Origin of the sequence: Sinorhizobium sp. M4_45 (assembly GCF_002885915.1) — a bacterium.
GTDB lineage: Bacteria > Pseudomonadota > Alphaproteobacteria > Rhizobiales > Rhizobiaceae > Sinorhizobium > Sinorhizobium meliloti_A.
On sequence record NZ_NWVE01000007.1, the window covers coordinates 215,618 to 237,447 of the forward strand.

Genomic DNA, 21,830 nt, shown 5'->3' on the forward strand with positions numbered 1-21,830 from the left:
AAATAGTAATGTTGATATCAACATAATTAGTCAAGCGCCGGCGTGAGGCGAGCGCAAAGGAAGCACGGAAGGATCCTTCGGCCGATGAGCGACGTTTCAGCGCCGCGCCCGGCGAAGGGGACGGCTGTGCACGACCATGGGAGGGAATCGTGAAAATAGAGCCGCAGGAAGAACACCGATGGCTGGAACAGCTGCTCGGCGAGTGGACCGTCACGTCGGAGGATTCGACGGGAAGCGGCGAGGACAGCCAGCCCTGGATCGAAAACGTCCGCTCGATGCACGGTCTCTGGGTCGTGTGCGAGGGACAGGGCATCATGCCCGGGGGAAGCCCCGGCCAGACTTTGATGACGCTCGGCTACAATCCCGACACCAAGCGTTATCTCGGCACCTGGATAGGATCCATGATGACGCATATGTGGGTCTATGACGGCGTGATCGAGGACGACGGGAAGACGCTTACCCTCAATTGTGAAGGCCCCGACTTCGAAAATCCCGGCAAGACCGCACGATATCAGGATAGAATAACGCTCATCGACGCGAACCGCCGGACCCTTACGGCCCGCGTCCAGACCGAAAGCGGCGACTGGAAAGAAATGATGCGCGCGGAATACCGCCGCCGCTAGAGAGGAATCGAGGAAAAGTGCGCGCGGTTTTCCGCCCGCATTCCGCGCCGACTTACAGGCGATCACGTTCACGATTTCAGGTCGACAACGACATGAGGCGCGTGCGGACGGACCGGAACTAGCCTTCGATTGCGTTCGCGTTCCCCCACGCGACCGTCCGTCGCCGCCCGCAACGACACATCCAGAACAACCGGAGGACCGACAATGCATGGGAAATTCGTCTGGTACGAACTGATGACGACGGACGTGAAGGCGGCGGAAGCCTTCTACAGGGACATCGTTGGCTGGAGCGCGCGCGACGCGGGAGTGCCCGGCATGAACTACACGCTCTTTTCCGCCGGAGACCACCGGGTAGCGGGTCTCATGACGATGCCGGAAGGTGCGCTCGACATGCAGATACCGCCGGCATGGCTCGGCTATATCGCGGTCGACGATGTCGACAAGACCGCCGCCAAACTCGCCGCCGAAGGCGGAACGGTCCATCGAGCGCCGGAGGACATTCCGAATATCGGCCGCTTCGCGATCGTGACCGACCCGCACGGCGCCGCCTTCGCCCTCTTCAGGGGCGACGGCGATCCGCCACCGGCCATGGAGCAAATGGCTGCCGGCAACGTCGGCTGGCACGAACTGATGGCCGGCGACGTCGATACGGCCTTCAGCTTCTATGCCAAGCTGTTCGGCTGGACCAAGGACCAGGCGATGGATATGGGCGAGATGGGCGTCTACCAGATCTTCGCCCATAATGGTCAACCGATCGGCGGGATGATGACCAGACCGAGAGAGGTTCCCAATCCCTTCTGGCTCTACTACTTCAATGTCGAGGCGATCGACGCGGCAATCGACCGGGCGCAATCCGGCGGCGCGAAGCTGTTGATGGGTCCGATGGAAGTGCCCGGCGGAGCGTGGATCGCGCAGTTCACCGACCCTCAAGGGGCGCTCTTCGCGCTGGTCGCGCCGAAACGCTGAAGGTTGGCGCCTCTCGAAATGCGGGAAGGCGCCAAACATCTTCGCCGCTGTCCTGCTCCGGCGATCATCTCATGCCGGTGCCGTTACCGGCGAAGTCCGGCGCCTGCCCGCGTCCTGCCCCGGCGTGACGCGGGCATGGCGGGCGAGGAAATCGAGGACGGCGCGGACGCGCGCGGGCAGAGCGCCGCCCTGGCCGAGATAGACCGCGTGAACCTCCTCGAGATCGCCCGGATTAAGGTCTTCCAGAACCGGCAGAAGCCGCCGGGCGCTGACGTCTTCCCTTACGGTGAACTCCGCAAGCCGTGCCAGCCCGGCCCCGGCAAGCGCCAATTGGCGCAACCCCTCGCCATCGCTCACCTGTACCGCCCCCGAGGCCGGCAGCACCACCGTTTCCCCGCCTCTCCTCAACGGCCAGCCGTCGACGGCGCGCGCGTAGCAGAAGCCGAGCCGCTCATGCTCCTTGAGCTCCTCGAGCGACGAGGGCATTCCGTACCGTTCTATGTAGGACGGTGCCGCCACGATCACCATCCGCGTCGCCCCGAGCTTGCGCGCAATCAGCGTCGAGCTCTTCAGCGGCCCCGCGCGGACAGCCACGTCCGCGCGCGCCTCCATCAGGTCCACGACGGCGTCGGTCATGACGATGTCGAGGCTGACGGCAGGAAAATGCGCCCGGAACTCGGGCACCAGCGGCATCAGGACGTGGGTGCCGAACGAGGCGTTGACGTTCAGCCGGACCCGGCCGACAGGGCTCTCGCCGGCCGATGCAGATCGCTCCGCCTCGTCGATATCGGCGAGGATGCGCACCGTGCGCTCGTAGAATGCATGTCCCTCCGGCGTCAGCTGCAGCTTTCGCGTCGAGCGGTTCACCAGCCTCACGCCAAGCCGCTCCTCGAGGCGCAGCACGAGCTTGCTGACGGCCGAAGGCGTCATCCGGTAATGGCGGGCAGCAGCCGAAAATCCGCCAAGCTCCACCGCCTTCGCAAAGATTTCCATTTCGCCCGAGCGATTGACCGAGGGTCTCGACATATGAATTCAGCTCACAGATAATATTCCCGGCGACAGTCTATATCCAAAGCGATTACAGCTCCATCTTCATGTGACTGATTCATGAGCAAGAGTGGAGTTGCAGCTATGGAATATCGACGGCTTGGTTCCTCGGGACTGAAAGTACCGGTCCTCAGCTTCGGAGCGGGCACCTTCGGCGGCAAAGGGCCGCTCTTCGGCGCCTGGGGCAGTACGGATGCGTCCGAGGCGCGCCGCCTCGTCGACATTTGCCTGGAGGCGGGCGTCAATCTTTTCGACACGGCAGACGTCTATTCCGACGGCGCTTCGGAAGAGGTTCTTGGCGCCGCGATCAAGGGCCGGCGCGACGACGTCATTCTGTCGACGAAGCTGTCGCTTCCTGTCGGCGAAGGACCGAACGCCGCAGGCTCGTCGCGCTCGCGCCTGATCAGCGGTGTGGAAAAGGCGCTGAAACGGCTCGGAACCGACTATATCGACCTGTTGCAACTGCACGCCTTCGATGCCGGAACGCCCGTCGAAGAGGTGCTGTCGACCCTCGACACGCTCGTGCGCTCGGGCAAGCTGCGCTATGTCGGCGTTTCCAATTTTTCCGGCTGGCAGCTGATGAAATCCCTCGCCGCCGCCGACCGCCACGGATATCCGCGCTACGTCGCCAACCAGGTCTATTATTCGCTGGTCGGCCGCGATTACGAATGGGAACTGATGCCGCTCGGTCTCGATCAGGGCGTCGGCGCACTCGTCTGGAGCCCGCTCGGCTGGGGGCGGCTCACCGGCAAGATCCGCCGCGGCGAGCCCTGGCCCGAGGGCAGCCGCCTGCACGACACCGCCTCCTTCGGGCCGCCGGTCGACGAGGAAAAGCTCTACGACGTCGTTGAGGTTCTCCATGCCATCGCGCAGGAAACCGGCAAGACCGTTCCGCAAATCGCCATCAATTGGCTTCTCCAGCGCCCGACCGTTTCGAGTGTCATTATCGGCGCGCGCAATGAAGAGCAGCTCAGACAGAACCTCGGCGCCGTCGGCTGGTCGCTCACCGCCGAGGCGGTTGCCCGGCTCGACGCGGCGAGTGTGACGACCGCCCCCTACCCTTACTTCCCCTATTACCGGCAGGAGGGCTTCGCGCGGATCAACCCGCCGGTCGTCTGAAGAAACGGGACATGCACGCAAGCGGCGAAGCCGGCAGCTCCAAACGGGCCTGCCGGCCATCTGCCGAAAGCTTCGCCAGCGAAACATTCCATATTTGTGATACATGGTCGAATCGGAATCGGCGGTTCAGCCGATGATGTTGCGCGAGCGGGGCGTCCGGCTGGAGTTGGAATGACGAAGAGGCAGGCGGCAGGGCCGGAACAGATGAGCCGAATCGAGGGCGGCCCGGCCTTTGGCTATCGCGCCTTGCCCGGCGTCGCCGACGAAATGCTCGACGCGGGCGGCAACGTCCGGCCGGTATGGCAGCGACTGCTCGCGACGCTCGGCCGCATGGACGAGACGGATCTTGCCAACCGCTTCGCCCGCGCGGACCGGTACCTGCGCGATGCCGGAGTCTTCTATCGCGCCTACGGCAAGGAGAATTCCGAACGCGGCTGGCCGCTTTCGCACATTCCCGTATTAATCGACGAGGCGGAATGGGCCACCGTTTCCGCCGGCCTCGTCCAGCGTGCCGAACTGCTCGAGCGGGTGCTTGCCGACGTCTATGGCGAGAACCGGCTGGTCAGGGCCGGCCTGCTGCCTCCCGCGCTCATCGCTTCCAATCCGGAGTTCCTGCGCCCGATGGTCGGTCTCGAACCGGCGAACGGACATTTTCTGCACTTCTGCTCCTTCGAGATCGGACGCGGCCCCGACGGAAACTGGTGGGTGCTTTCCGACCGGACCGAGGCACCCTCCGGCGCCGGCTTTGCGCTCGAGAACCGGGTGGCGACGACGCGCGCCTTTTCCGACCTCTATGCAGAAAGCCATGTCCATCGCCTGGCTGGATTCTTCGGGGCCTTCCGCGACACGCTGCAGGGGCACAAGCAGCATGCGGACGACCGCATTGCCGTGCTCTCGCCGGGCTTCGCCAACGAGACCTATTTCGAGCATGCCTACATTGCCCGCTATCTCGGTTTCATGCTGCTCGAGGGCGAGGATCTGACGGTTGTCGGAGGACGGGTCATGGTGCGCACGGTGGCAGGCCTGAAACCCGTAGGTGTGCTCTGGCGCCGCCTCGACGCATCGTTTGCCGATCCGCTGGAGCTCAACCAATCCTCCCATATCGGCACCCCGGGTATCGTCGAGGCGCTGAGGGCCGGCTCCGTCTCGATCGTCAATGCACTCGGATCCGGTATCCTGGAAACGCGTGCCTTCCTGGCTTTCATGCCGGCGATCTGCCGTCATCTGCTCGGCGAGGAGCAGAAGCTGCCGTCGATCGCCACCTGGTGGTGCGGACAGGAAGCCGAACGGCGGCATGTCGCCGGCAATATCGAGCGCATGGTCATTGGCCCGGCCTATTCGACGCGGCCCTTCTTCGACGACGAAGGCCAGTCGGTACTCGGCGCCTCCTTTCGCGAAAGCGCCGGGACCTCCGTCGGCGAATGGCTCGCCGCGGACGGCGGCAAGCTGGTGGGCCAGGAGGCCGTTACGCTGTCGACGACGCCGGCCTGGGTGCTTGGCCGGCTCACACCTCGACCGATGAGCCTCCGGGTGTTTGCCGCGCGCACGCGCGACGGCTGGCAGATCATGCCGGGCGGCTTCGCTCGCATCGGCTCCGGCGATGACGTGGCGGCAATAGCGATGCAGGCCGGCGGCACTGCCGCCGACGTCTGGATCGTGAGCGGCAAGCCCGTCGACCGCACGACCTTGCTTCCGGCGGAGGAGAGCTTCACCCGAAACCTGCCCGGCAGCCTGCCCAGCCGGGCTGCGGACAACCTCTTCTGGCTCGGCCGCTATATAGAAAGGGCGGAAGGCGCCCTTCGGGTTCTGCGCGCCTGGCACGGGCGTTTCGCCGAATCCGCCGATGCGAACATGCCGCTCCTGAAGGACGTGAGCGACTACCTCGCCGTACTTGGAATCAACACCGGAGAGCCGGTACCGGACAGCCTGCTTTCCAGTATCGACAGCGCCCTTTTCAGCGCCGGGAACATCCGCGACCGCTTCTCGCCGGACGGGTGGCTCGCGCTCAACGACCTCTCCAGAACGGCGCGGAAGTTCCACGCGACCGTTCAGGCGGGCGACGACGCCACGCACGCGATGACGGTCCTTCTGCGAAAACTCGCCGGCTTCGCGGGCCTGGTGCACGAAAACATGTATCGCTTCACGGGATGGCGGTTCCTGTCGATCGGACGCTATCTCGAACGCGGACTGCATATGACGGGACTGCTCGGCCACATGTCCGGCCCAGAGGCTCCCGACGGCGCCTATGACATGCTGCTGGAGATCGGCGACAGCGTCATGACGCACCGCCGGCGCTACAACGTCAACACGGCGGCACCGACGGTCACCGACCTTCTGGCGCTCGATCCGCTCAATCCGCGCTCGGTGCTTTATCAGCTCAACGAGATCAAGAAAGAGGTCGAGCTCCTGCCGAATGCCTTCGTCAACGGGCAGATGTCACCGTTCTATCGCGAGACGATGCGGCTTCATTCCGGGCTTGCGATCATGACGCCGGAGCAGATGGATATGGCCGTCTACAGGCGCCTGATGCAGGATCTCGAACGGCTGTCCGAACTGCTGGCGCAGACCTATCTCGGCTGAAGGAGATGGCTGCCGTGCTCTACGACATCAGCCTGAAGATCACCTACGGTTACGAAGCTCCGGTAAGCGGCGGAAGACATCTCTTACGTGTTTTGCCGGTATCCATTCCCGGGCGGCAACGTCTTGTCGCCGGATCCGTGACTTGCCAGCCGGTGCCCTTCGAACGCCGGGAAGGCAAGGATTTCTTCGCCAATCACACGACGTCGATCCTGTTCCGCTCCGTGCATGACCATCTCGTCATGCGGATGCAGGCGCGTGTCCAGGCCGAGGCGCCGGCGCTCACGGCCGACCTCTCGCCTCCGCTCGGCGGTCTTGCGTCCGAGCTTGCCGCCTGCTGGTCGGTCGACGCCGAATCCCCGCATCATTTCCTGGGTCCGAGCCCCCTCCTTCCCGCCGTGCCGGAGATCGCCGCCTATGCCCGCGCGATCGCCGGCAACGCTATGACGGTCGAGCAGATCGGAGCCGCCGTCTGCGATCGCATCCACCGCGACTTCGCCTATGACCCCGAAGCGACCACCGTGAACACCACCCCCGGCGAGGCCTTCGAGCTGAAGCGCGGCGTCTGCCAGGACTTCGCCCATGTGATGATCGTGGCGCTGCGCAGCCTCGGGATCCCCGCCGGCTATGTCAGCGGGTTCCTGAGAACCCTGCCGCCGCCGGGCCAGGACCGGCTGGAAGGAGCCGACGCAATGCATGCCTGGGTCCGCTTCTGGTGCGGCACCACGGGCGGCTGGATGGAGCTTGATCCTACCAACAATATTCCGGCGGGCATCGACCACATCGTCGTCGGCCATGGCCGCGACTACGGCGATGTCGCCCCCGTGATCGGGGTGCTGAAGGGCTACGGCCGTCACACGACGGAGCAGGCCGTCGACGTCGTACCCGTCGGCTGACCCGAAACGGCACATATGTCCTGCTTCGGCACGGCCGCACCGGGCGAAATTTCCATTAGAAGCCATGGGTTTTTCAGGAACTTCGCTAAAATTCAACTGATTTCCTGAACTTGAGAGCAAGGTATCGCCGCTAATTGTCGCCCTGGGCTTGCAATGTATTTGCTGGGGTGTTCACAGATGCGAAGACGTTCAATCATAAGCCGGTCCTTCTTGGCGATGCTGCGCGATCGGGGCGGCAATTTCGGAATGATGACGGCGCTGCTCGCGCCGCTGCTCCTGGCCGTCGGCGGAGTGTCCGTCGATGTCGCCAACATGCTGATGACAAAGAACCAGCTTCAGGACGCAACCGACGCGGCAGCGCTCGCGGCGGCTTCCGCGCTCGTATCCGATGCGAGACCGGACATCGAAGAAGCGAAGGCGATCGCACGCAAGTTCCTGAAGACCCAGACGGCAGTGGCCTCCGCGACGGACATGCCGGGCAAGGAACGGCAGGTTGGCACCCGCCAGGCTTCGGAGAGCGAGGGACCGGCGGCCGCAGCACCACAATGGGACGACATCAACACGACGGAGATCAATATCGCCGCGACGGCGAACGGCGCGAAGGGGATGTCGTTCCAGGTCACGGTCGCCAACAAACACCGCCTCCAGCTCAATGCGATGACACGCTTGCTCGGACAGGAGTCGGTCGAGATCGAAACGCAGTCGACCGCCCAGAGCGCAACGGAGAGCAAGAACGCCCTGTCCATGTATCTGGTGCTCGACCGCTCCGGTTCGATGGCGTGGAAGACCAACACGGTCAACACGGCAAAGGCGAAATGCCAAAACTACACGGAAGCGAACTGGAGCAAGTATCCTGACCTGAAGGCGACCAGCCCCTGTTACGTCACCAAGGTCGACGCCTTGAAGGCAGCCGTCGCCGACCTCCTTCGCCAGCTTGTGACGGCGGACCCGGAATCGATCTATGTCCGTACCGGCGCGGTTTCCTACAACTCCGCTCAGGACACGGCGAGCGGTCTCTCCTGGGGCACGAAGGGTGCAGCCGACTATGTCAACGCCCTCGTGGCAACGGGCGGAACTGCCTCCGGCAGCGCCTTCAAGACCGCCTACCAGAAGGTGACAGCCCTGACCGAAGACAGCGCGCACGGCGCCAGGAACGGACAGGTGCCGACGAAGTACATCGTCTTCATGACCGACGGCGAAAACAACTACGCCAATGACGATACCGTCACGAAACAATGGTGCGACACGGCCAAGGCGAGCAAGGTTCAGATCTACAGCGTAGCTTTCATGGCGCCGGACCGCGGCCAGAAGTTGCTGAAATACTGCGCCTCGTCCTCCTCGCATTATTTCGAAGCGGACGAAGCGTCCGATCTGGTCGCCGCCTTCAAGGCGATCGGCGAACGCGCCTCTGCACTGGCTTCCCGCCTGACGAAATGACCCGGGAGTCCGGCTGAAGTGCCGCCCGGTCCTGCCGGGCGGCCTTGATGTTCAACTGCTGCCGGAAGCGGGGGCTGACAAGCATCTGCTGTTTTAATCCTTTTAAAAACACCTGTTGCAAGCGCTTCGGATCGATGCATAAATTGCCCTTGAACCTGGTCGGTTCCGACCTGGGGCTTTCCGAAATGCAATAAGGGTATGACAGTTCTCATGATGACTCGGCTCTCAACCACCGAACTGCCGCAACCCGCCCTCAGATCCTCGGAACCCAGCCAGCTTGCAGTCGAGATCCTCGAGCGTCTGAAATACCGCATCGGCAAGGACCCGAAAGTCGCCAAGCCGCACGACTGGCTGACGGCCGCCAACCTCGTGGCGCGTGACCGCATCACCGACAAATGGATGGACTCCACCCGCAAGACCTATTCGACCGGCGCCAAGCGCGTCTACTACATGTCGCTCGAATTCCTCATCGGCCGTATGATGCGCGACGCGATGACGAATCTCGGCCTCATGGACGAGATGCGCGATGCGCTCGCCTCGCTCGGCGTCGACATCGACGTGGTTGCGGCTCTGGAGCCGGATGCGGCGCTCGGCAATGGCGGTCTCGGCCGCCTCGCCGCCTGCTTCATGGAATCCATGGCGACCGTCGACGTGCCTGCATACGGCTATGGCATACGCTACATGCACGGCCTTTTCCGTCAGCAGATGGCCGACGGCTGGCAGGTCGAACTGCCGGAGACCTGGCTCGCTCACGGCAACCCCTGGGAATTCGAGCGCCGCGAAAGCTCCTACGAGATCGGCTTCGGCGGCAGCGTCGAAACGGTCAACATCGACGAGGAAGTGCAGCGCTACGTGTGGAAGCCGGCCGAGCGCGTTATCGCCACCGCCTTCGACACGCCGGCCGTGGGATGGCGGGCAACGCGCGTCAACACGCTTCGCCTCTGGGCCGCGCAGCCGATCGACCCCATCCTGCTCGACGCCTTCAATGCCGGCGACCATATCGGGGCGCTGCGCGAAAGCAACAAGGCGGAAAGCCTGACGCGCGTGCTCTATCCGGCCGACGCCACTCCGGCCGGCCAGGAACTCAGGCTCCGGCAGGAATATTTCTTCTCCTCCGCCTCGCTCCAGGACATCCTGCGCCGTCATCTGCAGCAATATCCGGACTTCACGTCGCTGCCGGACGCCGTCGCCATCCAGCTCAACGATACGCATCCGGCGGTCTCCGTCGCCGAGCTGGTGCGTCTCTTGACCGATGTCCACGGGCTCGATTTCGAACAGGCCTGGGACATCTCTCGGCGGACCTTCTCCTATACGAACCACACGCTGCTGCCCGAGGCGCTCGAGAGCTGGCCCGTTCCGCTCTTCGAGCGGTTGCTGCCGCGCCACATGCAGATCGTCTACGCCATCAACGCCAAGATCCTGATCGAGGCACGCCGGGAGAGGCACGCGACGGACGAGGCGATCCGCAACATCTCGCTGATCGACGAAACGGGCGACCGGCGGGTGCGCATGGGCAATCTCGCCTTCGTCGGCTCGCACTCGATCAACGGCGTATCGGCTCTCCACACCGAACTGATGAAGGAAACGGTCTTCGCCGACCTTCACGGGCTCTATCCGGACCGCATCAACAACAAGACCAACGGCATCACGCCGCGCCGGTGGCTGATGCAGTGCAATCCGGGTCTTTTCGGCCTGATCCGGGAGGCGATCGGCGACGAGTTCATGGACAATACCGAGGCGCTTCAGGCCCTCGACGCCTTTGCCGACAAGGCGGATTTCCAGGAGCACTTCGCAGCCGTCAAGCGCGCCAACAAGGTGCGGCTGGCAAAGCTGGTCCAGGCGAATCTCGGCATCCGGATCGATCCCTCGGCGATGTTCGACATCCAGATCAAGCGAATCCACGAATACAAGCGGCAGCTGCTGAACCTCATCGAAGCGGTGGCGCTTTACGACCAGATCCGCTCCCATCCGGAGCTCGACTGGGTGCCGCGCGTCAAGCTCTTCGCCGGCAAGGCGGCACCGAGCTATCATAACGCCAAGCTGATCATCAAACTTGCCAATGACATCGCCCGCGTCATCAACAACGATCCGGCCGTCCGCGGGCTCTTGAAGGTCGTCTTCGTCCCCAACTACAATGTGTCGCTTGCGGAAGTGATGGTGCCGGCGGCCGATCTCTCCGAGCAGATCTCGACGGCGGGCATGGAAGCCTCGGGCACCGGCAACATGAAGTTCGCGCTCAACGGAGCGCTGACCATCGGCACGCTCGATGGCGCCAATGTCGAAATGCGCGACTGGATCGGTGAGGAAAACATCAAGATCTTCGGCATGACCGCCGAGGAGGTGGGCAAGGCGCGAGCGGAAGGACACAATCCGCGCGCCGTCATCGAAAATTCGCGCGAACTCTCGCAGGCGCTCGATGCGATCGCTTCCGGCGTCTTCTCGCCCGACGACCGCAATCGCTTCTCCGGCCTCGTGGACGGGCTCTACAACCACGACTGGTTCATGGTTGCAGCCGATTTCGAGGCCTATGCCAAGGCCCAGCGCGAGATCGACCAGCTCTGGACCACCCCGTCCGCCTGGTATTCGAAGGCGGTCCGCAACACCGCCCGCATGGGCTGGTTCTCGTCCGATCGCACGATCCGGCAATATGCCGGAGAGATCTGGAGAGCCGGATGACGGTTCCGCCCGGCAAGGACCCAGCCCCCGCCCCGTCAGGCATGCTGCCAGCGCCGGAAATCGCGGCAATACTTTCCGGTACCCACAGCAACCCCTTCGCCGTCCTTGGCGTTCATGCCGCCGGCAAGACCTATATCGCCCGGTGCTTCGTGCCGGGCGCGGACACGGTGGTCGCGGAAACGCTCAGCGGCAAGGAACTCGGCACGCTCGAGCGGCGCGACGAGGCCGGTTTCTTCGAGGGTCCGGTGGCGCTGCGCAAGGAGCAGCCCATCCGCTACCGCGCCCGCAACGACGGCGGCGAGTGGACCGTCATCGATCCCTACAGCTTCGGCCCCGTGCTCGGGCCGATGGACGACTACTATATCCGCGAGGGCTCGCATCTTCGCCTCTTCGACAAGATGGGCGCGCACCCGATCAGCCACGACGGCGCCGAGGGCTTTCACTTCGCCGTCTGGGCGCCGAACGCCCGCCGCGTGTCGGTGGTCGGCAGTTTCAACGACTGGGACGGACGACGGCACGTCATGCGCCTGCGCGCCGACACGGGCATCTGGGAGATCTTCATTCCCGGCGTGCCCGTGGGGACGCCCTATAAATACGAAATCGTCGACAGCAATGGCACGCTGCTGCCGTTGAAGGCCGACCCCTTTGCCCGACGCTCGGAGCTCAGGCCCGACACGGCTTCGATGACCGCAGGCGAGATCGCCCAGGACTGGGAGGACGAGGCGCATCGTCGTCACTGGGCCGAGATCGATCCGCGCCGCCAGCCGATCTCGATCTACGAGGTCCATGCCGCCTCATGGCAGCGCCGCGACAATGGCGACATGCTCACCTGGGACGAACTGGCGGAAAGGCTGATCCCCTATTGCGTCGATATGGGCTTCACGCACATCGAGTTCCTGCCCATTTCGGAATATCCCTATGATCCGTCCTGGGGCTATCAGACCACGGGTCTCTATGCGCCGACCGCACGCTTCGGCGAGCCGGAGGGCTTTGCCCGTTTCGTCAACGGCTGCCATAAGGTGGGGATCGGTGTCATCCTCGACTGGGTGCCGGCGCATTTTCCGACCGACGAACACGGGCTTCGCTGGTTCGACGGCACCGCGCTTTACGAGCATGCGGATCCGCGCCAGGGTTTCCATCCCGACTGGAACACGGCAATCTACAATTTCGGCCGTCAGGAGGTCGTCGCCTTTCTGGTCAACAACGCTCTTTACTGGGCGGAAAAGTTCCATGTCGACGGCCTGCGCGTCGATGCGGTCGCCTCGATGCTCTATCTCGACTATTCGCGCAAGCATGACGAATGGGTGCCGAACGAATATGGCGGCAACGAAAATCTCGAGGCCGTGCGTTTCCTGCAGACGTTGAACACCCGCATCTACGGCATTCACCAGGGCGTACTGACCATCGCCGAAGAATCGACGTCCTGGCCGAAGGTCTCGCACCCGGTGCATGCGGGCGGGCTCGGCTTCGGCTTCAAGTGGAACATGGGTTTCATGCACGACACGCTGCAATATCTCTCGCGCGAGCCCGTGCACCGGAAGTTCCACCACAACGACATGACCTTCGGGCTGCTCTACGCCTTCAGCGAGAATTTCGTGCTGCCGCTGTCCCATGACGAGGTCGTCCACGGCAAGGGGTCGCTGATCGCCAAGATGGCCGGCGACGACTGGCAGAAATTCGCAAATCTCCGGGCCTATTACGGCTTCATGTGGGGTTATCCCGGTAAGAAGCTCCTTTTCATGGGACAGGAATTCGCCCAATGGCGCGAGTGGTCCGAGGACCGCGGCCTCGACTGGAATCTGCTCGAATACAATCTGCATGAGGGGATGCGCCGTCTGGTGCGCGACCTGAACGGCACCTATCGCTCGAAGCCGGCGCTGCATGCGCGCGACTGCGAGGGCGACGGCTTCGAATGGCTGATTGCCGACGACCGCGAAAATTCCGTCTTCGCCTGGCTCAGGAAGGCGCCCGGAGAGAAGCTGGTCGCCGTCGTCACCAACTTCACTCCGGTTTACCGGGAGCATTACGACATACCGCTTCCCGTGGCGGGGCGCTGGAAGGAAGTGCTCAACACCGACGCGGAAATCTATGGAGGAAGTGGCAAGGGCAACGGCGGCGCCGTCCAGGCAGAGAAGAGAGCGAACGGAGAGACAATCGCCACCATCACGCTGCCGCCTCTGGCGACGCTGATGCTGGAGCAGGATTAGAGCGTCCCGCCCGACGGGGACTGGCTCGACGGGCGGAACAGGAGGAAATCGTTTGGGCGCGAGGCGTCGAAGAGGCGCCAAGCAGTCCCCCGAAATGATTTTGGGGAGGATAAATGGTGGAAAAACGTACGCAACCCCTGGCCCGTGATGCCATGGCCTATGTTCTCGCCGGCGGCCGCGGCAGCCGGCTCAAGGAACTCACCGACCGGCGTGCGAAACCTGCCGTCTATTTCGGCGGAAAGGCGCGGATCATCGATTTCGCGCTTTCAAATGCGCTGAATTCCGGCATCCGGCGCATCGGCGTCGCCACGCAGTACAAGGCCCACTCGTTGATCCGGCACCTCCAGCGCGGCTGGAACTTCTTCCGGCCGGAGCGTAACGAGAGCTTCGATATCCTGCCGGCGAGCCAGCGTGTCTCCGAAACGCAGTGGTACGAAGGCACCGCCGACGCGGTCTATCAGAACATCGACATCATCGAGGACCACGGCGTCGAATACATGGTGATTCTCGCCGGCGACCACGTCTACAAGATGGACTACGAACTGATGCTGCAGCAGCACGTCGATTCGGGCGCCGACGTGACCGTCGGCTGCCTGGAAGTGCCGCGCATGGAGGCGACGGGCTTCGGCGTCATGCATGTGGACAATGCGGACCGCATCATCGCCTTCGTCGAGAAGCCGGCCGATCCGCCGGGGATCCCCGGCAATCCGGACATGGCACTCGCGTCCATGGGCATCTACGTGTTCCACACGAAATTCCTGATGGACATGCTGCGTCGGGATGCCGCCGATCCCAAATCGAGCCGCGACTTCGGCAAGGACATCATTCCCTACATCGTCGAACACGGCAAAGCGGTGGCCCACCGCTTCACCCATTCCTGCGTCCGGTCCGACTTCGAGCGCGAGGCCTATTGGCGCGACGTCGGCACCATCGACGCCTATTGGCAGGCCAATATCGATCTCACCCATATCACGCCCGAGCTCGACATCTACGACAGCACCTGGCCAATCTGGACCTTCTCTGAAATCAAGCCGCCGGCCAAATTCGTCCATGACGACGAGAACCGCCGCGGCTCGGCCACGTCGTCGCTCGTATCGGGCGATTGCATCATCTCGGGTGCCGCTCTCAACAGGAGCCTGTTGTTCACCGGCGTCCGGGTGAATTCATACTCCAGACTCGAAAATGCCGTAGTTCTCCCTGACGTGACGATCGGTCGGCATTCGATTCTGCGCAATGTCGTCATCGACAGCCGCGTCGTCATTCCGGAGGGCCTGGTCGTCGGTGACGATCCGGAGCTCGATGCTAAACGCTTCCGCCGCACGGAGAGCGGCGTTTGCCTGATCACGCAAACGATGATCGACAAGCTGGGAATGTAGCCGCGTATGAACGTCCTGTCAGTTGCGTCCGAAGTCTACCCGCTGGTGAAGACGGGGGGCCTCGCCGATGTCGTCGGCGCGCTGCCCTCCGCACTTCTCCCGCATGGTGTGCGGACGCGCACGCTGGTGCCCGGCTATCCCTCGGTGCTGAAGAAGCTGAAGAAGAAAAAAACGGTCGGCCGCTTCGACAACCTCTTCGGCCATCCAGCCACGGTGCTTGCCTCCGAGGTCAACGGAATGGACCTGCTGGTCCTCGACCAGCCCGCTCTCTATGCCCGGGACGGTGGCCCTTATCTCGATTCGACCGGGCGGGATTATCCCGATAATTTCCGGCGCTTCGCCGCGCTCTCGCTGGCGGCTGCGGAGATCGCGGGTAACGGCATCATCTCCAACTGGAAGCCGGACATCGTTCACGTCCACGACTGGCAGACGGCGCTCACCCCCGTCTATATGCGCTTCGGCCCGGCGCCGGATCTGCCGACGGTGATGACGATCCACAACATCGCCTTTCAGGGTCAGTTCGGCGCCTCGGTGTTCCCGGAACTGGCGCTGCCGCCGGATGCCTTCTCCACGCAATTCGTCGAATATTATGGAGATGTCGGCTTCCTCAAAGGCGGCCTGCAGACGGCAAGCGCAATCACGACGGTCAGCCCTTCATACGCGCAGGAAATCCTGACGCCCGAGTTCGGCATGGGTCTTGACGGGCTCCTGTCGAGCCGTGTCGCGGACCTGACGGGCATCGTCAACGGCATCGACGGAGACACGTGGGATCCGCAGACGGACCCGCACCTTCCGGCGCATTACGGGCCCGGCACGCTCAAACGGCGCGCCGGCAACCGCAAGGCGCTGGAAGAGCGTTTCGGCCTCGAAAAAGGTCCGGGGCCGATCTTCTGCGTCATCAGCCGCCTCACCTGGCAGAAGGGCATGGACCTCGTCGCCGAAGCCGCCGACGATATCGTGGCTCTCGGCGGCAAGCTCGTCGTGCTCGGCTCCGGCGATCCGGCGCTGGAAAGCGCGCTTATGGCGGCCGCGTCGCGCCACCGCGGGCATATCGGCATGGTGACCGGTTATGACGAGCCGCTGTCGCATCTCATGCAGGCAGGCGCCGATGCGATCCTCATTCCGTCGCGTTTCGAGCCTTGCGGCCTGACGCAGCTCTATGGCCTGCGCTATGGTTGCGTTCCGGTCGTGGCCCGCACCGGCGGTCTCACCGACACGATCATCGACGCCAACGAGGCGGCGCTGTCTGCGAAGTGCGCGACCGGCTTTCATTTCCTGCCGGTGACCACCGACGGGCTGAAGCTTGCGATCCGGCGCGTCCTGCGCGCATACAATGAACCCAAGCTCTGGGCACGCCTGCAGAACCAGGGCATGAAATCCGACGTTTCCTGGGCCAAAAGCGCGGAACGCTACGTCTCGCTTTACTCCGCTCTTCTCGCGAAAGGCTAAACAGATGACAAGAACCGTCTCGACCAACCCCTATGGGGACCAGAAACCCGGCACCTCGGGCCTGCGCAAAAAGGTCCCGGTATTCCAGCAGAAGAACTATGCCGAGAACTTCATCCAGTCGATTTTCGACTCGCTCGAGGGCTTCGAAGGCCAGACGCTGGTGATCGGCGGCGACGGCCGCTATTACAACCGCGAGGTCATCCAGAAAGCCGTCAAGATGGCGGCGGCGAACGGCTTCGGCCGCGTGCTCGTCGGCCGCGGCGGCATCCTCTCGACGCCAGCCGCATCCAATATCATCCGCAAATACAAGGCCTTCGGGGGCATCGTGCTCTCGGCAAGCCACAATCCCGGCGGGCCGACCGAGGATTTCGGCATCAAGTACAATGTCGGCAATGGCGGCCCGGCTCCCGAAAAGGTGACGGATGCGATCTTCGCCCGAAGCAAGGTGATCGACAGCTACAAGATCGCCGACGCGCCGGACGTCAATCTCGATGTCGAAGGCAGTCAGCAGGTCGAGGACATGACCGTGACGGTCATCGATCCCGTCTCCGACTACGCCGAATTGATGGAGAGCCTGTTCGACTTCGATGCGATCCGCAAGCTGATTGCCGGCGGCTTCCGTGTCGTGTTCGACGCGATGAGCGCGGTCACCGGGCCCTATGCCAAGGAGATCATCGAAAAACGGCTCGGCGCCCCGAAGGGCTCGGTCATGAACTTCATACCGCTGCCCGACTTCGGCGGCCATCATCCGGACCCGAACCTCGTTCACGCCCGAGCGCTCTACGAGACGATGATGGCGCCGGACGCCCCCGATTTCGGCGCCGCATCCGATGGCGACGGCGACCGGAATTTGATCATCGGCAAGGGAATCTTCGTCACTCCGTCCGACAGCCTCGCCATGCTTGCCGCCAATGCGCATCTGGCGCCGGGCTATGACAAGGGACTTGCCGGGATCGCTCGCTCCATGCCGACGAGCGGCGCGGCCGACCGTGTCGCCGAAAAGCTCGGCATCGGCATCTATGAGACGCCGACCGGCTGGAAATTCTTCGGCAACCTGCTCGACGAGGGCTTGGCGACGATCTGTGGCGAGGAAAGCGCCGGCACCGGATCGAACCATGTACGCGAGAAGGACGGGCTCTGGGCCGTGCTGCTCTGGCTCAACATCCTCGCCGCGCGCAAGGAAAGCGCACTCGAAATCGCCCGCAAGCACTGGGCGACCTACGGCCGCAACTATTATTCCCGGCACGACTACGAAGAGGTCGACACCGATGCGGCCAACGGCCTGGTTGCCGCGCTCCGCGACAAGCTCGCCGCGCTGCCCGGCAAGAGCTTCGGCGCGCTCACGGTCGAGACTGCCGACGATTTCTCCTACCACGATCCGGTCGACAAATCGGTTAGCAAGAACCAGGGCATCCGCATCCTCTTCGAGGGCGGATCCCGCGTCGTCTACCGCCTGTCGGGCACGGGGACGTCGGGGGCGACGCTGCGCGTCTATATCGAGCGCTACGAGCCGGATCCGGCGCGCCACGATCTCGATACGCAGGAAGCGCTTGCCGATCTGATCGCCGTTGCCGACGAGATCGCCGAGATCAAGGAGCGTACCAACCGCGACCAACCGAGCGTAATCACCTGAGGGTGCTGTACCAAGCGCCACTTCCTGCGCCCTTTACCCCCCTCTGCTTTGCCGAGCATCTCCCCCGCAAGGGGGAGATCGACTCGTGGCAAACCCATGCGATACTAGACTTCTAAAGAGGCCCCCATGCCGACGACCGGAATTTCACCTCTCGGCGTGACGCGCACACCCGACGGGAGGCGCTTTGCGGTCTGGTCGCACAATGCCGCCCGCATCGATCTCTGCCTGTTCGACGAAGCGGGCGACACCGAACTCAGCCGCCTGCCTATGCTGCGCGAGGGCGATGTCCACAGCATCGCGCTGCCCGACATAGCTGCCGGCACCCGCTACGGCTTTCGCGCCGACGGGGTCTACTCGCCGGACCATGGGCTTTGGTTCGATCCGTCGAAACTTCTGGTCGACCCCTATGCGGTGAGGCTCGACCGGCCCTTTCGTCACGACCAGCGGCTGACGGTCTTCGGCGAAGAGACGGCGCACCTCGTGCCGAAGGCCATCGTCACCGAGGCAAGACCGCTGGAGCCGAAGCCGCCGCTATTTCAGGCCGGGGGACTGATCTACGAGATTGCAGTCAAGCCGTTCACCATCCTTCATCCGGACGTGCCGGAAAGGAAGCGCGGCACGGTGGCTGCTCTCGCCGAACCCGTCGTCATCGATCACCTTACGAGGCTCGGCGTTTCCGCGGTCGAACTCATGCCGATCACGGCCTGGATCGATGAGCGGCACCTGCCTCCGCTCGGTCTCCACAATGGCTGGGGCTACAATCCGATCGCGCCGATGGCGCTCGATCCAGGCCTGGTGCCGGGCGGCATCGAGGAGTTGCGCATGACCGTGGAGGTCCTGCACGAGGCCGGTATCGGCGTCGTCCTCGATCTCGTCTTCAACCACTCCGGAGAGAGCGATCGCTTCGGTGCCACGCTTTCGATGCGCGGGCTCGACAACCTGACCTATTATCGCCACGCGACGGGGCGCCCGGGCGAGCTCATCAACGACACCGGCTGCGGCAACACGATCGCCTGCGACCATCCGGTCGTCCAGCGTCTGATCCTCGACAGCCTGCGCCATTTCGTCCTTGCCGCCGGCGTCGACGGCTTCCGCTTCGACCTCGCATCGATCCTCGGCCGCGACATGGGCGGCTTCCGCCGCGATGCCGCGCTCTTCTCCGCCATCTGCGCCGACCCCGTCCTTTGCGACCGCGTGCTCATCGCCGAGCCCTGGGACACCGGCCCCGGCGGCTACCAACTCGGCAATTTCCCCCATTCCTTCCTCGAATGGAACGACCGTGCCCGCGACGACATCCGCCGCTACTGGCGCGGCGACCGGCACGCGATCGGCGTCCTTGCAACCGCGCTCGCCGGCTCCTCGGACAGCTTTTCCCGCTGGGGCGAGACGGCCACGCGCAGCGTCAACTTCATCGCCGCCCATGACGGCTTCACGCTGATGGATCTCGTTTCCTACGCCCGCAAGCACAATGAGGCGAACGGCGAAGGCAATCGGGACGGCCACGACGAGAACTTCTCGTGGAACAACGGCGCCGAGGGTCCGATCGACGATCCGGAGATCGCCGCCTTCCGGCAACGCGATGTCATGGCGCTCCTCGCCACGCTCTTCACCTCGCGCGGCGCAATCATGCTGACGGCCGGGGATGAAGGCGGGCGCAGCCAGGGTGGCAACAACAACGCCTATGCGCAGGACAATGCCGTGACCTGGCTCGACTGGAGCAAGCTCGACGGCAAGCTCGTCGAGCATACCGCCAGGCTTTCCGCCATGCGCCGGCGCTTCTCGGTCTTCGGCGAGACCGGGTTCTTCACCGGCAGCGGCGACGTCGCCTGGCTGCGCCTCGACGGGGAGCCGCTTGCGGTGGAGGATTGGGAGCATCCCGCAACCGACAATCTCGTCGTGATGCTCGCGACCGACGACCGCCGTCAGGGGCGCGCGACCCGACTTGCGGTGGTCATCAACCGCAGCCACTCGCCGCACCCATTCCGCCTGCCTTCGAGCCTTGAGGGCGAATGGCGCGACGCACTCTCGGACCTCAGCGCACCATCCTTCGCGCCGGCCCGTTCGGTCACCGTTCTCGCCGAGGTTTTCGAGAGCGCTCCGAAGAAAAGGGTCTGACGGTTTCTGTCCGGAAGTGCCCGGCTCCAGAGAGTTGGATGGTTTCGCTGTTTCAAGAAAACAGTGAACCATCTCAAGACTTAGGACCACTTGCTAGACCTTGCCGAGCCGGCCTATAGATCAGCGGGGAGGCCCCATTTTCAGGAAAATCATATGCCGCAGGATATTTCACTTTCGGATATCAAGGATCTGATCGGCAAGGAGCTCGGCGTCTCCGACTGGATCACCGTGACGCAGCAGACGATCGACCGTTTTGCCGAGGCGACGAGTGACTTCCAGTTCATCCATACCGACCCGGTGCGCGCCGCGGCGGAGACGCCTTTCGGCGGCACCATTGCGCATGGTTTCCTCTCGCTGTCGCTGCTTTCGGCGATGAACTACAATTGCCTGCCCAAGATCCGCGAGCAGACGATGGGCATCAATTACGGCTTCGAGAAGGTGCGCTTCGTGGCGCCGGTCAAGAGCGGCGCGCGCGTGCGCGGCCGCTTCACCATGGCAGACGCACGCTTCCGCGGGGCCGGCATGCTGATGATCACCTATGACGTCACGGTCGAGATCGAAGGCGAAAGAAAGCCTGCCCTGACCGCCACCTGGCAGACGATCATCCAGTTCGACCCGAAGGATCGGCCGGACGATGTCTGAGGGGAGACCGGACGGGACCCACGTTCGCCATGCCTTCCGCGGCCAGGCGAAGTCCTGTGACGAGCTGGGATCGCCATTTACGGCCCGACTCTGCCGTCTCGTGGCCGACCGGATCGATGCGGACTCGCCGGTGGGCGAGCGTGTCCTCGGCTGGTCGGGCGACCCGACTTCGAAGGGCGATTCCGTCGCGCTCCGCCTTGCCGGTGCTCTGCACGCGCTGGTTCTATCCGGCCGCAGCGCGGCCCTCGGCGCGTGCTATCCGCCGAACCGGACGGACGACGACGCTCTCTGGCAGGCGATCGCTCAGGCTATGGAGCGGGAAGCCCCCTTCATCCTCGATCGTCTCACCTCCGCGCCGCAGACGAACGAGGTGCGCCGCTCGGGCGCCCTGCTTCCCGGTTTCCTCACCGTGGCACAGCTTTTCGGGAAGCCGTTGATCCTTTCCGAGATCGGCGCCAGCGCCGGCTTGAATCTCCATTGGGACCGCTACCGCTACGATCTCGCGAACAGCCATTGGGGCGATGCAGCCAGCCCCGTGAGCATAGCCCCCGAGTGGTCGGGAGCAGCGCCGCCTCTGCGACCCGTCGAAGTGATCGAACGCGCCGGCTGCGACATCAACCCCCTCGATCCGGCCGATAGCGAGGATCGGCTACGGCTCCTCTCCTACGTCTGGGCCGATCAGCAAGACCGGATCGACCGCACGCGGCAGGCGCTGGAGCTTGCCGCCTCCCAAAGAAGCCTTGTCGAGCAGGCGGACGCGATCGACTGGCTGAAAACACGGCTGGCGCACGTCCATCCGGGCGCTGTCCACGTCGTCTATCATTCGATCGCCTGGCAGTATCTGCCGGAAGCTGCGCGGGAAGAGGGCGAGGCCCTGATCGCTGCCGCCGGGGCGACCGCGACATCCGAGGCCCCGCTTGCCCGTTTGCAGATGGAAGCCGACGGACAGGCGCCGGGTGCCGCATTGTCATTGCAGATTTGGCCGAAGGGCGAAAGGCATCTCGTCGGCCGCGCCGACTTCCACGGACGCTGGATCGCCTGGCAGGGATGGCCGGCGGACGGCTGAC

The 21,830-nt window shown here is 63.8% G+C and carries 15 protein-coding genes; 14 read left to right on the forward strand and 1 reads right to left on the reverse strand.

What is annotated here, in order from left to right:
• The first annotated feature begins 149 nt into the window (after nucleotides 1-149).
• Together CN933_RS20135 and CN933_RS20140 are read left to right on the forward strand one after the other, a co-directional pair.
• Complete coding sequence (locus CN933_RS20135; protein ID WP_018096741.1) at nucleotides 150-623, forward strand: DUF1579 domain-containing protein; 474 nt, start codon at nucleotides 150-152, stop codon at nucleotides 621-623.
• A gap of 204 nt (nucleotides 624-827) precedes the next feature.
• The gene (locus CN933_RS20140) at nucleotides 828-1,589 is read left to right on the forward strand and encodes a VOC family protein (protein ID WP_102762214.1); all 762 of its coding nucleotides are present in this window, start codon (nucleotides 828-830) and stop codon (nucleotides 1,587-1,589) included.
• Nucleotides 1,590-1,658: 69 nt separating this feature from the next.
• Here CN933_RS20140 and CN933_RS20145 read toward each other — a convergent pair whose 3' ends face one another.
• A complete protein-coding gene (locus CN933_RS20145; protein WP_018096739.1) occupies nucleotides 1,659-2,615 on the reverse strand; it encodes a LysR family transcriptional regulator in 957 nt (318 codons plus the stop codon).
• Nucleotides 2,616-2,720: 105 nt separating this feature from the next.
• Between CN933_RS20145 and CN933_RS20150 the strand changes: the two genes are divergently transcribed.
• From CN933_RS20150 to CN933_RS20205, 12 genes are all read left to right on the forward strand, one after another.
• A complete protein-coding gene (locus CN933_RS20150) occupies nucleotides 2,721-3,755 on the forward strand; it encodes an aldo/keto reductase (RefSeq protein WP_018096738.1) in 1,035 nt (344 codons plus the stop codon).
• A gap of 171 nt (nucleotides 3,756-3,926) precedes the next feature.
• A complete protein-coding gene (locus CN933_RS20155; protein WP_102762215.1) occupies nucleotides 3,927-6,335 on the forward strand; it encodes a circularly permuted type 2 ATP-grasp protein in 2,409 nt (802 codons plus the stop codon).
• Between the two features lie 5 nt (nucleotides 6,336-6,340).
• Nucleotides 6,341-7,228 (forward strand): transglutaminase family protein, encoded by an 888-nt coding sequence (locus CN933_RS20160; protein WP_018096736.1) that lies wholly within the window; start codon nucleotides 6,341-6,343, stop codon nucleotides 7,226-7,228.
• Between the two features lie 177 nt (nucleotides 7,229-7,405).
• Complete coding sequence (locus CN933_RS20165) at nucleotides 7,406-8,665, forward strand: vWA domain-containing protein (RefSeq protein ID WP_033047519.1); 1,260 nt, start codon at nucleotides 7,406-7,408, stop codon at nucleotides 8,663-8,665.
• Between the two features lie 198 nt (nucleotides 8,666-8,863).
• Nucleotides 8,864-11,341: a glycogen/starch/alpha-glucan phosphorylase gene (locus CN933_RS20170; protein ID WP_522954416.1), complete on the forward strand. Its 2,478-nt coding sequence runs from the start codon at nucleotides 8,864-8,866 to the stop codon at nucleotides 11,339-11,341.
• On the forward strand, nucleotides 11,338-13,548 hold the full coding sequence (glgB, locus tag CN933_RS20175) for a 1,4-alpha-glucan branching protein GlgB (RefSeq protein WP_018096733.1): 2,211 nt from the start codon (nucleotides 11,338-11,340) through the stop codon (nucleotides 13,546-13,548). Before CN933_RS20170 ends, glgB begins: the two co-directional genes overlap by 4 nt.
• 113 nt (nucleotides 13,549-13,661) lie before the next feature.
• Complete coding sequence (glgC, locus tag CN933_RS20180; protein WP_003533906.1) at nucleotides 13,662-14,924, forward strand: glucose-1-phosphate adenylyltransferase; 1,263 nt, start codon at nucleotides 13,662-13,664, stop codon at nucleotides 14,922-14,924.
• A gap of 6 nt (nucleotides 14,925-14,930) precedes the next feature.
• On the forward strand, nucleotides 14,931-16,373 hold the full coding sequence (gene glgA / locus CN933_RS20185) for a glycogen synthase GlgA (protein WP_018096732.1): 1,443 nt from the start codon (nucleotides 14,931-14,933) through the stop codon (nucleotides 16,371-16,373).
• A gap of 4 nt (nucleotides 16,374-16,377) precedes the next feature.
• On the forward strand, nucleotides 16,378-18,006 hold the full coding sequence (locus CN933_RS20190) for an alpha-D-glucose phosphate-specific phosphoglucomutase (protein WP_018096731.1): 1,629 nt from the start codon (nucleotides 16,378-16,380) through the stop codon (nucleotides 18,004-18,006).
• A 126-nt stretch (nucleotides 18,007-18,132) separates the two neighbouring features.
• Nucleotides 18,133-20,121: a glycogen debranching protein GlgX gene (gene glgX / locus CN933_RS20195; protein ID WP_018096730.1), complete on the forward strand. Its 1,989-nt coding sequence runs from the start codon at nucleotides 18,133-18,135 to the stop codon at nucleotides 20,119-20,121.
• Between the two features lie 153 nt (nucleotides 20,122-20,274).
• Entirely contained in the window at nucleotides 20,275-20,763 is a 489-nt protein-coding gene (locus CN933_RS20200; RefSeq protein ID WP_018096729.1) for a MaoC family dehydratase, read from the forward strand.
• Nucleotides 20,756-21,829, forward strand: a complete 1,074-nt coding sequence (locus CN933_RS20205) for a DUF2332 domain-containing protein (RefSeq protein ID WP_018096728.1) — start codon at nucleotides 20,756-20,758, stop codon at nucleotides 21,827-21,829. The genes CN933_RS20200 and CN933_RS20205 overlap by 8 nt, the downstream gene beginning before the upstream one ends.
• Nucleotide 21,830: the final 1 nt, after the last annotated feature.